The 14431-nt window shown below is 66.6% G+C and carries 13 protein-coding genes; 6 read left to right on the forward strand and 7 right to left on the reverse strand.

The features are described from left to right. Positions 1 to 6: 6 nt before the first annotated feature. The 6 genes from LMF57_RS13395 to LMF57_RS13420 form a co-directional block, all read right to left on the reverse strand. A complete protein-coding gene (locus LMF57_RS13395) occupies positions 7 to 606 on the reverse strand; it encodes a GNAT family protein (RefSeq protein ID WP_025876429.1) in 600 nt (199 codons plus the stop codon). A 5-nt stretch (positions 607 to 611) separates the two neighbouring features. Further along, positions 612 to 1940, reverse strand: coding sequence for an acetylglutamate kinase (locus tag LMF57_RS13400; protein WP_025876427.1), 1329 nt, complete (start codon positions 1938 to 1940; stop codon positions 612 to 614). A 74-nt stretch (positions 1941 to 2014) separates the two neighbouring features. Continuing rightward, on the reverse strand, positions 2015 to 3103 hold the full coding sequence (locus LMF57_RS13405) for an acetylornithine deacetylase (RefSeq protein ID WP_025876425.1): 1089 nt from the start codon (positions 3101 to 3103) through the stop codon (positions 2015 to 2017). A 133-nt stretch (positions 3104 to 3236) separates the two neighbouring features. Beyond that, complete coding sequence (locus tag LMF57_RS13410; protein ID WP_208082387.1) at positions 3237 to 4430, reverse strand: argininosuccinate synthase; 1194 nt, start codon at positions 4428 to 4430, stop codon at positions 3237 to 3239. Between the two features lie 72 nt (positions 4431 to 4502). After that, a complete protein-coding gene (locus LMF57_RS13415) occupies positions 4503 to 5513 on the reverse strand; it encodes an N-acetylornithine carbamoyltransferase (protein WP_229290032.1) in 1011 nt (336 codons plus the stop codon). Positions 5514 to 5842: 329 nt separating this feature from the next. Beyond that, on the reverse strand, positions 5843 to 6406 hold the full coding sequence (locus LMF57_RS13420; protein ID WP_117310862.1) for a hypothetical protein: 564 nt from the start codon (positions 6404 to 6406) through the stop codon (positions 5843 to 5845). 188 nt (positions 6407 to 6594) lie between these two features. Here LMF57_RS13420 and cysS point away from each other — a divergent pair, with 188 nt between their 5' ends. Genes cysS through LMF57_RS13435 form a run of 3 tightly spaced genes read left to right on the forward strand, consistent with a single transcriptional unit; the run spans position 6595 to position 9723 of the window. Beyond that, positions 6595 to 7971: a cysteine--tRNA ligase gene (gene cysS, locus LMF57_RS13425; RefSeq protein WP_025876418.1), complete on the forward strand. Its 1377-nt coding sequence runs from the start codon at positions 6595 to 6597 to the stop codon at positions 7969 to 7971. A gap of 55 nt (positions 7972 to 8026) precedes the next feature. Next, on the forward strand, positions 8027 to 8479 hold the full coding sequence (locus LMF57_RS13430) for a SufE family protein (RefSeq protein ID WP_093820487.1): 453 nt from the start codon (positions 8027 to 8029) through the stop codon (positions 8477 to 8479). Further along, positions 8476 to 9723 carry an MFS transporter gene (locus tag LMF57_RS13435; protein ID WP_229290033.1) on the forward strand — a complete coding sequence of 416 codons (1248 nt, stop codon included), beginning with the start codon at positions 8476 to 8478 and terminating at the stop codon, positions 9721 to 9723. Before LMF57_RS13430 ends, LMF57_RS13435 begins: the two co-directional genes overlap by 4 nt. A gap of 684 nt (positions 9724 to 10407) precedes the next feature. Here the strand turns inward: LMF57_RS13435 and dksA are convergent. After that, entirely contained in the window at positions 10408 to 11628 is a 1221-nt protein-coding gene (dksA, locus tag LMF57_RS13440) for an RNA polymerase-binding protein DksA (RefSeq protein WP_140226448.1), read from the reverse strand. 273 nt (positions 11629 to 11901) lie between these two features. Here dksA and yidD point away from each other — a divergent pair, with 273 nt between their 5' ends. The 3 genes from yidD to LMF57_RS13455 are packed head-to-tail and all read left to right on the forward strand — an operon-like array spanning position 11902 to position 14352. Further along, positions 11902 to 12156: a membrane protein insertion efficiency factor YidD gene (gene yidD / locus LMF57_RS13445; RefSeq protein ID WP_014037867.1), complete on the forward strand. Its 255-nt coding sequence runs from the start codon at positions 11902 to 11904 to the stop codon at positions 12154 to 12156. A 1-nt stretch (position 12157) separates the two neighbouring features. Continuing rightward, entirely contained in the window at positions 12158 to 13504 is a 1347-nt protein-coding gene (locus tag LMF57_RS13450) for a dihydroorotase (protein ID WP_033831575.1), read from the forward strand. After that, a complete protein-coding gene (locus LMF57_RS13455; RefSeq protein WP_162887675.1) occupies positions 13504 to 14352 on the forward strand; it encodes a M23 family metallopeptidase in 849 nt (282 codons plus the stop codon). The genes LMF57_RS13450 and LMF57_RS13455 overlap by 1 nt, the downstream gene beginning before the upstream one ends. Positions 14353 to 14431: the final 79 nt, after the last annotated feature.

Genomic DNA, 14431 nt, shown 5'->3' on the forward strand with positions numbered 1-14431 from the left:
GCGTGCTCATGCGTGCGAATCGAGGCGGTGCTGCAGGTGGCGTTTCACGCCCTGCCATTCCGCATCGATGATGGAGAAGATGACGGTGTCGCGCGGCGTGCCGTCGGGATGCCGGCGGTGATTGCGCAGCACGCCATCCTGCTTGGCGCCCAGGCGTGCGATCGCGGTGCGCGAGGTGAAGTTGAACCAGCTGGTTTCAAACACCACGCTCAGGCATTCCAGCCGCTCGAAGGCATGGCTGAGCAGCATCAGCTTGGTTTCGGAGTTGACCCCGGTGCGCTGCACCGATTCGCCATACCAGGTGTAGCCGATGCTCAGCCGCGGTACGTCCGGTTGCAGATCGTAGTAACGGGTGGTGCCGACGATCTGGTCGTTCGCATCGAACACCACGAACGGCAGTACCTTGCCTTCGGCCTGTGCCTGCAGCGCGGCCTGCACATAGCCGGTCATGGCCTTCGCATCGGGCACCTGGGTGTACCAGAGCCTGGACAGCGCGCCTTCGCCCAACGCGCCGCGCAGGCCGTCGATGTGGCTCATCTGCAGCGGTTCCAGCCGCGCATGCGTGCCGGTCAACGTGGGTACCCGGGTCCAGTCTGCGTGGTTCATCGCGCTCAGCCCTCCAGGCTCGGCGCACGCACCGCGCAGTGGTCGACATAGGTCCTGATCCGGTCAATGCCATCGGCACCGTACCAGAACACCTTCCAATGACCCTGCTTGTAGCAGCCATCGGACTCGGCGTAGTAGAAGTGGTTGATCGGGTTGCCGTTGCGCGAGCGCCAGAACAGCTGCGGGGTTTCCTCGCGCATCACGTTCCAGACCGCGCGGCCAAGCCCTTCGCCCTGCGCATCATCGAGCACGGCGAACTTGTCCAGGTACACGCCCTCGGCCTCATCGGTGAGGATCACCGCCGTGCGGTAGTTCTCGCTGACGTACGCGCGCAGCAGCGTGGTCCTCTCGAAATAGTCCGGCACCAGGGTGCGGCCGAAACTGGATTCGATCAGGCCCTTCAGGCGCGGCAGGTCCAGCTCGCTCCAGGCGGTTGCACGCAGCACCTTCTCGCCCTTGCGCACCAGCGTTCCCGAGCCCTTGTGGGTGAACAGTTCCTTGGCCAGGTCGGCCGGCCGGGTGATCGACACCGACGATTCCAGCGGCAACCGGTCCAGCAGGGACTTGATCTGTTCGATCTTCACCTTCATGCCACCGTGGATCCACGGTTGCGCGATCAGGTGGTCGTACTCGGTGGACAGGTTGATCGAATCGATCACGCTGCCCTGCTCGTCCAGCAGGCCGCCGGTACCGGTCAGGAAGATGATCTTGTACGGCTGCAGCTCCTGCACCAGTTCGTTGGCGGCGAAGTCGGCATTGACGTTGAGGATCTGCCCACCGGCGGTCTCGCCCAGGCTGGTGATGACCGGGATCGAGCCGGCACGCAGGCTGGCCTCGATCGGCGCCAGGTTGACCTTCTTCACCTCGCCGACCAGGCCGTAGGTGTCCAGGCCCAGGTACTCCGCCTCGAACACGCCGCCGGTGATGGAGGTGGCGCGCGCGCCGTTCTGCTGCAGCGCTTCGACCAGGCGCAGGTTGGATTGCTGGAACACCCGGCGCACGATCGCCAGCGCTTCCGGCGAGGTCACCCGCAGGCCGTTGACCGTCTGCTTTTCAATGCCGGCGGCCGACAGTTCCGCATCCAGCTGCGGGCCGGCGCCGTGCAGCACGATCGGGGTCAGGCCGACTTCCTGCAGGAACGACAGCGAGGAGGTCAGTGCGTCGAGATCGTCGCGCAGCACCGCGCCGCCGACCTTGACCACGGCGAAGCGCTTGGCGTCCAGCTGCGAAAAGCGCTTGAGGTACTGGCTGATCTCCTTCGCGCTGGCCATGCTCGAGAGCAGGCGCACGATGGTCTGGCGGGTCTGGCGGTGGGGCTGGAGGGCAGGAGACATTTCGGTTTCGTCACAGGCGGCGGTCGCCGCGTTGCAGTTCCGCCGCGCAGAAGCGCAGCGGCGTTGTGGGTCGATCAGGCGCCGGCGGCGATGATCCGGTGTACGGCATCGGTGTAGCGCTGCAGCTGCTCCAGCGTCACGAACTCATCGGCGGTGTGGGCCTGGGCGATGTCGCCCGGGCCGAACACCATCGTGGTGTAGCCACCGGCCGAGAACAGCGACGCCTCGGTCCAGAAGTCCACCGCGTTGCCGATCGGCAGGTCCAGCGCATCGGCCACGTCGCGCGCCAGCAGGCGGCGGTGCTCGGCTTCGGCGATATCCCCTGCCGGCAGGCTGGGGCCACGGAAGGTTTCGGTGAACAGCGCCGCTTCCGGTTCGGCGAAGCCGGCGAAGGTCGCCAGCAGCGCATCGATATCCATCGACGGCAGCGGCCGGAAACCAAAACGCACTTCCGCCGCCGGTGCGATCATGTTGGCCTTGATGCCACCTTCCACGCGCCCGATGTTGAAGCGCAGGCCGGTCAAGCCACCGAAGCGTGCCGAGGCCAGCGATTGGACATGGTCCAGCGCGCGGTTGCCCCAGCGCATCGCCTGGTGCAGCGCACTGGCGGCTGCATCCTGCTTGCCCGACGCATGGCCGGCACGGCCGGCGAACTGCATCAGCACCGAGCTGATGCCACGATGGGCGAGCACCGCCTCGCTCATGGTCGGTTCGGCCACCAGCACCGCTTCGTACGCAATGCCCCGGGCCAGGAACGCCGCGATGCAGCGCGGATCGTTGGCTTCTTCATCGCTGGAGAACAGGAAGGCCGCGTCGCCATCACTGGCATTGGCGGCCGCCACCAGCGCCGCAGCCGCGCCCTTGATGTCACACACGCCGAGGCCGACCACGCGGTCGTCCAGGCGGCGCATCACGTGCGGGTCGGCACTCCAGTGCGGCGAGTCCGGCACGGTGTCCAGATGCACGTTGAACAGGTACTTCGGCGTGCCGCGCACGGCATACAGGCTGACCGCGCCGGCGCCATGGTCGATCACCTCCACATTGAACCCGGGCAGGTTGTCGCGCAGGTAATCGAAGATGCCACCGGTGGTGATCGCACGCGGCGGGTTGCGGGTGTCGAAGGACACCAGCGCCTGCAGGTGATCGAGCGTCTGTTCAAGCATGAATCAACAGTTCCTGTGGAATTCCGCCGGGCATGGCCCGGCGCTACCGGAACGCACCTGGAGGAGAGCCCCCTTCTTGTTGAAGGGGGCGCGCCAACGGCGCGGGGTTGAGGTGGAATGCGTGGTCAACCGCTCAGCGGTTGACCTGTGCGTAGAGGGTGGAGCTCATGCCGAACAGCTTGATGAAGCCCTCGGCTTCTTCCACGCCCCAGTCGGCCGACTGCGCATAGGTGGCGCCCTTGGTGTTGAGCAGGTGCGGCGACTTCACCGCGACGGCGTCGACGCGGCCGCCACGGGTTTCCAGCACCACTTCGCCGTTGACCTTGGCCTGCGAGGACTTCAGGAAGGCTTCGATGTCGGTCTTCAGCGGGTCGTGGTAGAAGCCTTCGTACACCAGCTCCACCCACTTGCGGGCCACGTCCGGCTTGAAGCGGTTCTGCTGCTTGGTCAGCACCGCATCTTCCAGCGCGCGGTGCGCGGCCAGCAGCGAGACCAGGCCCGGTGCCTCGAACACAATGCGGCCCTTCAGGCCGATCACGGTGTCGCCGGTGTACACGCCACGGCCGACGCCGTAGGGGGCGAACAGCTTGTTGAGCTGGGCCAGGATCTGCTCGCCCGGCAGTGCCTTGCCGTCGAGCTCGACCGCTTCGCCTTCGACGAACTTCAGGGTGACGGTCAGCGCCTGTTCCGGCCACTCGGCGCGCGGTGCGCACCAGCCACGGGCGCCCTCGCCCGGTGCTTCCCAACGATCGATCTCGCCGCCGGACATGGTCAGGCCCAGCAGGTTCTCGTTGATGGTGTAGGCCTGCTGCTTGGCGCGCACGCCGAAGCCACGCTCTTCCAGGTACTTCTGCTCGTAGGCGCGGGTCTGGGTGTGTTCCTTCTGGATCTCGCGGATCGGCGCGATGATCTGGTAGTCACCCAGGGCCTTCACTGCCAGGTCGAAGCGCACCTGGTCGTTGCCCATGCCGGTGCAGCCGTGGGCGATGATGTTGGTGCCCAGTTCGGCAGCGCGCTTGAGCGCGGCATCAACGATCAGGTAACGGTCCGACACCAGCAGCGGGTACTGGCCCTGGTAGCCCTCGCCGGCCCACACGAACGGCTTGACGAAGCCGGACCAGATGGCCGGACCGCCATCGACAGTCTGGTGGCTGGTGACACCCAGCTCGGCGGCACGCTTCTCGATGAACTCGCGCTCTTCGTCATCGACGCCGCCGGTATCGGCGAACACGGTATGCACGTTGTAGCCGCGCTCCTGCAGGTACGGCACGCAGAAGCTGGTATCAAGGCCGCCGGAGAAGGCGAGAACGACGTCTTTGTTGCTCATGGGGGGGTATGTCCTGGTAGCGCCGGGCCATGCCCGGCGGATTGTCTGGAATGCGTGAACGACGTACGAAAATCAGCGGCCGGCAACAGCAGCCATGATCGCCTTCTGCACATGCAGGCGATTCTCGGCTTCGTTGATGGCGATGCACTGCGGCGAGCCCATCACGCCGTCGGTCGCCTTGACGTTGCGGCGCAGCGGCAGGCAGTGGCTGAACACGCCGTTGTTGGTCAGGGCCATCTTCCGCTCGTCGACGATGAAGTGCTTGAACTGGTCGCGGATCGGCTTCTCCGGCTCCCAGTTGCCGAAGAACGGCAGCGCGCCCCAGCTCTTGGCGTAGACCACGTCGGCACCGGCATAGGCGCTGTCGATGTCATGGCTGATCTTCAGCGAACCACCGCTCTCGGCCACGTTCTGCTCGGCCCAGCCCATGTAGCGCTCGTCGAGGATGTAGTCGGCGGTCGGGCACAGCAGCGTCACGTCCATGCCCATGCGGGTGGCGATGGTCAGCGCCGAGTTGGCCACCGCGGTGTTCAGCGGCTTGGGGTGGTAGGTCCAGGTCAGCACGTACTTCTTGCCACGCAGGTCCTGGGTACCGAAATGCTCCTGCAGGGCCATCACGTGCGCCAGTTCCTGGCACGGATGGGTGATGGTCTCCATGTTGATCACCGGCACCGGCGAGTATCTGGCGAAACTCTCGAGCACGACGTCCTGGCGGTCGTAGGCCCAGTCGACGAACTTCGGGAACGCGCGCACGGCAATGATGTCGCAGTAGCGGCCGAGCACCTTGGCTACTTCAGCGATGTGCTCTTCGGTATCGCCGTCCATCACCGTGCCGAGGTTGAACTCGATCGGCCATGCATCCTTGCCCGGCTGCAGCACCACTGCGTGGGCACCGAGCTGGAACGCGCCCAGCTCGAAACTGGTGCGGGTGCGCATGGACGGATTGAAGAACACCAGCGCGATCGACTTGCCCTTGAGCTGGTCGCCGAGCTTGTTGCGCTTGAACAGCGCAGCCTGGGTCAGCAGCGCGTCAAGTTCGCTGCGGCTCCAGTCCTGGGTGTTCAGGAAGTGCTTGGGGGACATCATCATTCCTTGCATGAGCGGCGCCGAGGGTCGACGCGGTGGAAGGTGGAAGGGAAAACCGGAAACCAGGGTGGTACGAAAAGGTTGCAGATGAAGCTTTCAGAACGCGGAAACGAAAAAACCCAGCCGGCGGGCTGGGTTTTTTTCGGACGAACAGCAGAAAGCTCCGGATTACCCAGCGAGAATGTGGGGTTCCGGTCGACGGGCACGCGACGTCATGCCAGTGGCCTGGCGGGCGGCGCTGCTGTCGTGCTGGAAGTCGGTGAGCTTCATTGGTCGGCAATCTTTACATGCGGCCGGGGCCGGCGCAAGAGGCCGGCGTCGCAGAATCAGGGGGTGCCGGCAGCAGCCTGCTCCGGGCCCACCCAGGGGGTGATCGAAACCCGGATCTTCAGCCGGTTGCCCGGATCTTCCGGCAGCCGTGAACGGTACTTGGTGCCCTTGTAGACATAGTCCACGTCATAGGCGATGGGGCGGCGGAACTCGCGTCCGACGGGCACGATACGACAGTCCCGGGTCAGCATCGGGCCCGTGTTGGCCGGCGCCGGGGCGGGGGCTTCGGCCGGCAGCTCCTCCTGCACCTCCTCGTCGCTGCGCTTGAACATCGAGCGAACCGAATCCCAGAGGCGGCCGATGCGGCCCTTGTCCTCCACCGGCTCCTCGCCGGTGACGTTGACCGGGGCCAGGGTACGGGTCGAGACCGGCTCGCAGTGCTCTTCGGTGCGGGTGGCACGCAGGGTCTGGAACACGGGCTCCACGTTGAGCACCTGCGCGTAGTCGAACTTCACGTTCTCCACGATCACCACCCGGTTGCGGGGCTCGGCCTCCTGGGCCAGGACCACGGCGGGCAACGCCGACAGGCAGGCCAGGGTCAGCAACGCGGTGGTTTTCATTGGCGAAGGGTGCAGGGACACGGCAATAGTGTAGGCAGTGGTGACCGCAAGGGGCTGAACATTACCCGTCCGCGTCGTTCCTGCCCACCCCACCCCGGCCGGCGCTGGCGTCCACCCCGGTGGCAACGGCCCCCCAAAGGGCCCCGACACGTTCTAAAATCACAGGCTTGTCCCCCAGTCACAGACCCATGACCCTGCGCCTGCACAACAACCTGACTCGCCAGCTCGAACCGTTCACCCCGCTCGACCCGGCCTGTCCGACCCTGTATGTGTGCGGCCCGACGGTCTACAACTACGTGCACATCGGCAACGCCCGTGGGCCGGTGGTGTTCGGGGTGCTGGCCGACCTGCTGCGGCGACGCTTCGGTGCGCTGCGCTACGCCCGCAACATCACCGACGTGGACGACAAGATCAACACCGCCGCGCGCGAGCAGGGCGTGCCGATCAGCACCATCACCGACCGTTTCGCTGCTGCCTATCGTGAAGACATGGCCGCGCTGGGCGTGGTGCCGCCGGACATCGAGCCGGAAGTGACCGCGCACATGGCGCAGATCATCACCATGATCGAGCAGCTGGTCAGCAGCGGGCATGCCTACGCCGCCGAGGGCCACGTGCTGTTCGCCGTTGGCAGTTTCGAGGGCTATGGCAAGCTGTCGCGCCGCGATCCAGACGAGATGCTGGCCGGCGCCCGGGTCGAGGTCGCTCCCTACAAGCGCGCGCCCGGCGACTTCGTGCTGTGGAAGCCGTCCAGCGACGACCTGCCGGGCTGGGAATCGCCCTGGGGCCGCGGCCGTCCGGGCTGGCACATCGAATGCTCGGCGATGGCCGCCGCGCACCTGGGCGAGACCATCGACATCCATGCCGGCGGCGTCGACCTGCAGTTCCCGCACCACGAAAACGAGATCGCACAGAGCGAGTGCGCGCACGGCGGCAAGGTGTTCGCGCGCTTCTGGCTGCACAACGGCATGCTCAACTTCGGTGGCGCGAAGATGAGCAAGTCGATCGGCAACATCGAGCGCGTCCACGACCTGGTGCGCAGGCATGCCCCCGAGGCGCTGCGCCTGGCGTTGCTGTCGGCCCACTACCGGCAGCCGCTGGACTGGTCCGATGCGCTGATCGAACAGTCCGGCCGCACCCTCGACCGCCTGTACGGCACCCTGCGCGAGCTGGCCGACGTTGCCGCCACCGCAGTGATCCCGGCAGAGATCGAAGCGGCATTGGATGACGATCTCAATACGCCGCAGGCGCTGGCCGAAGTGGCCCGTATCGCCGGTGAAGCGCGCCGCGCCACCGATCCTGGCGAACGCGCACGGTTGAAGAGTGAACTGCTTGGCGCCGGCCTCGCGCTGGGCCTGCTGCAGGCCGATCCGGCGCAATGGTTCGGCAACGCCGCCGGCGACAGCGACGACGATGCGCGTATCCAGGGCTTGATCGATGAACGCGCGGCGGCCAAGCAGGCGCGTGACTTCGCCCGGTCCGACGCCATCCGCGACCAGCTGGCCGCCGAAGGCATCGTGCTGGAAGACACCCCGCAGGGCGTGCGCTGGTCGCGCAAGCGCGGCTGACCTGCCCTGCCCCGTGGCCGGCCCGCCGGCCACGCTCCCTACTGTAGAGACTGTTGTGATCGACTCCCCGTTCCCGCTTGAACCCACCGCCGCCGAGGCACAGACGGCCATCGCCGAGGAATTCGGCTTCTTCGGCGACTGGTCAGAGCGCTACCAGTACCTGATCGACCTCGGCCGCAAGCTGCCCGCCTTCCCGGACGCGTGGAAGACCGAAGAGCACCGCCTGCTCGGTTGCCAGTCGATGGTCTGGATCGTGCCGGAAGGCAACGCGCAGTCGCTGCGCTTCCACGCCATCAGCGACTCGGCCATCGTCTCCGGCCTGATCTTCCTGGCGCTGCGCGTGTACTCCGGGCGCTCCGCGCAGGAGATCCTGGCCACCGAGCCCAGCTATATCCAGGATATCGGCCTGGCCCGCCACCTGTCGCCGACCCGCAGCAACGGCGTGGCGGCGATGCTGGCGTTCATCCGTGAGACCGCGCAGGCCCAGCTGCAGCGCGATCCGTCGTGAGCGAGCCCGCCACGGCCGAAGACACCGCGCTGGGCCTGCTGTCCCGGCCCGGTTTCGCCAGGCTGCTGGCGTATCGCATCTTCGCGATGCTGTCCTACCAGGTGGTCGCGGTCACCGTCGGTTGGCACATCTACGAAGTCACCCGCAATCCGTTCTCGCTGGGCCTGATCGGCCTGGCCGAGGTGCTGCCGTTCTTCTGCGTGGCCCCGTTCGCCGGTTACCTGGTGGATCATCTGCCGCGCCGCAAGCTGGGCATGGTCGCCTGTTCCGGCCTGATCGCCACCGCGCTGGTGCTGACCAGCGTGGCCAAGGGCTGGCTGCCGGTTGAGGGCGTGTGGCCGATCTATGCGGCGATCGCGCTGACCGGCATGGTCCGCGCCTTCCTGTCGCCGATCTACAACGCGTTGTTCGCCCGCGTGCTGGCACGCGAGCACTTCGCCCGTGGCGCCGGCCTTGGCGCCGTGGTGTTCCAGGCCGGCATGATCGCCGGCCCGGCCCTGGGTGGCGTGCTGGTCGGCTTCGGTGGCAAAAGCCTGTCCTATGCGGTGGCCACGGCCTTCGCGCTGGTGGCGATGGGCTGCCTGGCCACGCTGAAGGTGGAAGAGCCGGTGCATGCCGGCCCAGCCGCCCCGATCTTCAAGAGCATTGCCGAAGGCGCGCGCTTCGTGGTCGGCAACCGGATCATGGTCGGCGCCATGGCGCTGGACATGTTCTCGGTACTGCTGGGCGGTGTGGTGGCGATGCTGCCGGCGTTCCTGCACGAGATCCTGCATCACGGCCCGGAGGGCCTGGGCATCCTGCGCGCGGCGCCGGCACTGGGCTCGGTGTGCGTGGGCCTGTGGCTGGCGCGCCACCCCCTGCACCGCAATGCCGGTCGGGTGCTGCTGTTCGCGGTCGCCGGCTTCGGCCTGTGCGTGATCGGCTTCGGCCTGTCCCAGCACTTCTGGCTGTCGGCGTTGATCCTGCTGTTCTACGGCGCCTTCGACGGCGTGTCGGTGGTGATCCGCTCCACCATCCTGCAGCTGGCCACGCCGGAAGAGATGCGCGGCCGGGTATCGTCGATCAACGGCATCTTCATCAGTTCGTCCAACGAACTGGGCGCGTTCTATGCCGGCACGATGGCCCGGTTGCTGGGGCTGGTACCGGCGGTGGTACTGGGCGGATTTGCGGTGCTGAGCGTGGCCGGGGTCACTGCATGGAAGAACCCGACGCTGCGGAAATTGAATCTGCGCGATCTGCAATAGAGCGGATTTCCGTGCGCACACGCGCCGGTAGCGCCGGGCCATGCCCGGCGGGCGCTTTCCGCGACCGCGGCGGGGTGTCACTTTCTTTGCGCGCGCAAAGAAAGTAACCAAAGAAACGCGCCGCCATCCGCGAGCCGGTGCTGCGCACCGGTGCCCTGCGCTCCTCGGTGAATCAGGGGACGGCACCGAACTCGCTGCGCTCAAACAGCGGCGCCTCTTCGCCCCTGATTCCCCTGCGGTGCTCGGCTCGCTACAAGGCGGACCCAACAGCCGCGAGCATACGCATGGCCGCTCCTGGTAGAGCCAAGCCATGCTTAGCTGCTCTTGCTCTTGCTCTTGCTCTTGCTCTTGCTCTTGCTCTTGCTCTTGCTCTTGCTCTTGCTCTTGCTCTTGCTCTTGCTCTTCCCTACCCGCCGGCTTCGGCCTGAGCCGAGCGTGGGCTCGGCTCTACAGCGGCCGCACTCGGGAACTGTCTGGAGCGGGCGGGTCACCCGGGCCAGGACCGTTCGCGCCATGGATGGCGCGGCCGAGCCCCCAGGGATGGGTTTACGGCGTGTCCTGGCCCGGGTGACCCGCCCGCTCGCTCACGGAACAACCAAGGCGCCGCTCTACGCAGCCAACCATCACCCAACAAAAAACCCGGCCGAAGCCGGGCTTTCTGCATGACATCACAACGAACCGGAATCAGTCGCCCTGCTGCTTCTGCAGGTGCTCCCAACGCTCCTGGGCGTCGATGGTGCGCTCGGCGGTCAAGCGCGCTTCAAGGCGCTCCAGGCCGATCTCTTCACCGGTGTCCACGCAATACCCGTAATCGCCTGCTTCCAGGCGCTTGAGGGTGCTGTCGATCTTGCCGATCAGCTTGCGGTAACGGTCACGGGTGCGCAGCTCCAGCGAGTTCTCGGTTTCGCGGGTCGCGCGCTCGGCTTCATCGCCGATGTCACGCACTTCCTCACGCAGGTTCTCGATGGTCTGCTTGGACTCTTCCACCAGGTCGGCGCGCCAGTTCTGCAGGCGCTGACGGAAGTACTCCTGCTGCAGCGGGCTCATGTACTCCTCGTCCGAGGCCGGCTTGTAGCCTGCCGGCAGGATCGGGCGGCCAGTGGCCTCGTCGGTCTTGTATTCGACGACCTTGTACTTGCTGCGCGGCGCAGGTGCCGTCGAACGGGCAGCAACGGCCACGGCGACCTTGCCCACGGGGCGGGTCACGGTCTTCGGAGCGGAATCGGATTTCACGGCGGTTTTGGCAGGCGATTTCGAAACGGGCACGGGATTCTTGGATTGCGGGGCGGTCGATGCTGCAGAAGCGGCGGCCGGGGCCGGCTTGGGGGCCGGTTTGGCTGCCGCCACTGCCGCGGTCTTGGCCGGGACAGACTTGGCCGGGGCCGGCTTCGCAGCTGGCTTCGGTGCGGACTTCACTACAGGGGCCGGCGTCGGCTTGGCGGCCGGCGGGGCGACATTCTTGGCAACCTTCTTGGCCGGTGCCGGCTTGGCAGGCGCCACCTTCTTTGCTGCCGGCTTGGCAGCAGGCGCGACGGCAACCTTCTTCACCACCGCCTTCGGCGTTGGCTTGGCTGCTGCCTTCTTCGGTGCCGGCTTGGCAGCGGCCTTCTTCACCGGCGCAGCCTTGCTGGCAACCTTCTTCACCACCGGCGCCTTCTTGCTGGCAGCGGCAGGTTTGGCCTTGACCGGCGCAGCGGGCTTCTTCGCCACTGCCGGCTTGCCGGATTTCACCGGCGCTTTCTTTGCGGTGGCCTTCCTGGCCGCCGGCTGTGAGGATGCCGCCTTGGTCGCCGGCTTGCTGGCCGGCTTCTTGGCAACGGGCTTGGCCGCCAACTTCTTCACAACAGGCTTGGCGGTTTTCTTGGCGGCCTTGACGGCCTTCTTTGCAGTTTTTTTAGCAGCCACGAAACGCTCTTCCTTGGATTCCCCGGGGCCCGGGAAAGCGGGCCTTTATAGCCTACCCGACCCGCAGCAGCAACCTTGGGGGCCCGCTCCATTCAGTCCAGGAGTCAACGGGTCCAAGGTGCGGTCCGACGAACACGGACCGCCTTGCGCGGTACGGAACCTGTCCGGCACCTGGAGGGGTGCCGCTAGCGGTCGCAGGCCATCTACGACATGCGACCAACGACCCATCCTGCACAAATGCGGCCTTCATGCCAACTGGCTTAAGATGACTGCGTGATCTCGCGCCTGCTCATCGCCCTGCTGCGCTTCTACAAGCGCTTCATCAGCCCCCTGCTGGGGCCTCGCTGCCGTTTCGTGCCGAGCTGCTCTGAATACGCCATGGATGCCATCTCCCGGCACGGCCCGCTGCGCGGCAGCTGGCTGGCGGCGCGACGGCTGGGCCGCTGCCATCCGTTCCATCCCGGCGGCTTCGATCCAGTGCCCGAATCTCCCAACGCCCCCTCTTGCCGTTGCACAGGAAAACACTGACATGTCCTCCACGCTCATCACCAATGCCCGCCTGGTCAACGAAGGCCGCACCTTCGAAGGCGACCTGCGTATCGAGAACGACCGCATCGCGCAGATCGGCAAGGGTTTGACTCCGCGTGATGGCGAACAGGTGGTGGATGCGGCCGGGCGCTGGCTGCTGCCCGGGATGATCGACGACCAGGTGCATTTCCGCGAACCCGGCCTGACCCACAAGGGTGACATCGCCAGCGAATCGGCCGCGGCCGTGGCCGGTGGCCTGACCAGCTTCATGGACATGCCCAACACCAACCCGCCGACCCTGGATTCAACCATCCTGGAAGCCAAGTACGAGCTGGCGCGCGGCCGTGCCTGGGCCAACTACGGTTTCTACCACGGTGCCAGCAACGACAACCTCGACGCCATTCGTGCGCTCGATCCGAAGAAGGCGCCGGGCGTGAAGGTGTTCATGGGCGCGTCCACCGGCAACATGCTGGTCGACAACCCCGAAACCCTGGACGCGATCTTCCGCGAGTGCCCCACCCCGATCATCACGCACTGCGAAGACACGCCGATGATCGATGCCAACCTGAAAGCGTTCCAGGAGAAGTACGGCGACGCACTGACCCCGGAGATGCACCCGGACATCCGTTCGCGTGAAGCCTGCATCAAGTCGACGCGGCTGGCCATGTCGCTGGCGCGCAAGCATGGCACCCGCCTGCACGTGCTGCACATCTCCACCGCCGACGAACTGGCGCTGTTCGAGAAGGGCCCGCTGATCCGCGCCGACGGCAGCCGCAAGCAGATCACCGCCGAGACCTGCGTGCACTTCCTGCACTTCGCCCGCCCGGACTACGCGACCAAGGGCAACTTGATCAAGTGCAATCCGGCGATCAAGGACGTGGCCGATCGCGAGGCGATCACGGCCGCGTTGGCTGACGACGTGCTGGACGTGCTGGCCACCGACCACGCCCCGCATACCTGGGAAGAGAAGCAGAAGCCCTATGCGCAGGCGCCGTCGGGCCTGCCGCTGGTGCAGTACGCGCTGGTCGCCGCACTGGAACGCGTGCACGAAGGCAAGCTGACCCGCGAGCAGGTCGTGCAGAAATTCGCCCATGCCCCGGCCCAGTTGTTCGATGTGGAAGAGCGAGGCTTCCTGCGCGAAGGTTACTTCGCCGACCTGGTGCTGGTGGAAGATGTGCCGTTCACGGTCAAGCGCGAGGACGTGCTGTCCAAGTGCGGCTGGTCGCCGTTCGAGGGCACCACGTTCCGTTCGCGCGTGGCCTCGACCTGGGTCAACGGCCAGCTGGTGTGGGACGGCAGCACGCTGGTGGGCAAGCCCGCCGGCCAGCGCATGACCTACGACCGCTGATGCGTCCGGCACTCATGTTCGCGGCGCTGCTGCTGGCAGCGCCCCTGTTGTCCGCAGCCGCGGCCCAGGCACAGGACGGCATCGGCGAGCTGATCGACAGTCGCGTGGTGTTCCCGGCCAGCGCCTCGCAGGGCGCGCTGGTGATCGGCAAGGTTCCCGCCGGCAGCAGCGTGCGCTATGCAGGCCGCGACCTGCGCGTGAGCAGCTACGGCAGCGTGGTGTTCGGCATCGGTCGCGATGAGAAGGGCCCGCTGCAGGTGCAGATCCGCCGACCGGATGGCAGCAGCGAGACGGCCGCCATCGCCGTGACCCCGCGCGACTGGCCGACCGAGCGGGTGAACGGCGTACCGCCGAAGACGGTCAATCCGCCGCCGGCCATCGCCGAGCGGATCAAGCGCGAACAGGCGCAGGTCACCGCTGCGCGTGCGCGCGACGACAACCGCACCGATTTCACCCAGACCTTCATCTGGCCGGTGCAGGGCCGCATCAGCGGCCGCTTCGGCAACGCCCGCGTGTACAACGGCCAGCCCGGTGCCGGCCACTCCGGCATGGACATCGCCGTACCCACCGGCACCCCGGTGAAGGCACCGGCGGCCGGTGTGGTGACGTTCGCTGGGCCGGACCTGTACCTGACCGGTGGCACGCTGCTGCTCGACCACGGCTTCGGCGTCAGTTCGAACTTCCTGCACCTGTCGCGCATCGACGTGAAGGTCGGTGATCGCGTCGAACAGGGCCAGGTGATCGCCGCCGTCGGCGCCACCGGCCGTGCCACCGGGCCGCACCTGCACTGGGGCATGAACTGGTTCGACACCCGCATCGACCCGCTGCTGGTGCTGGAGCGGAAATAGCGCACGCAGGTTCCCCGCCGGGCATGGCCCGGCGAGCACACGGCCGAATCACCATGCACGGTAGCGCCGGGCCGTGCCC

Source organism: Stenotrophomonas sp. SI-NJAU-1 (genome assembly GCF_020883215.1).
GTDB lineage: Bacteria > Pseudomonadota > Gammaproteobacteria > Xanthomonadales > Xanthomonadaceae > Stenotrophomonas > Stenotrophomonas indicatrix.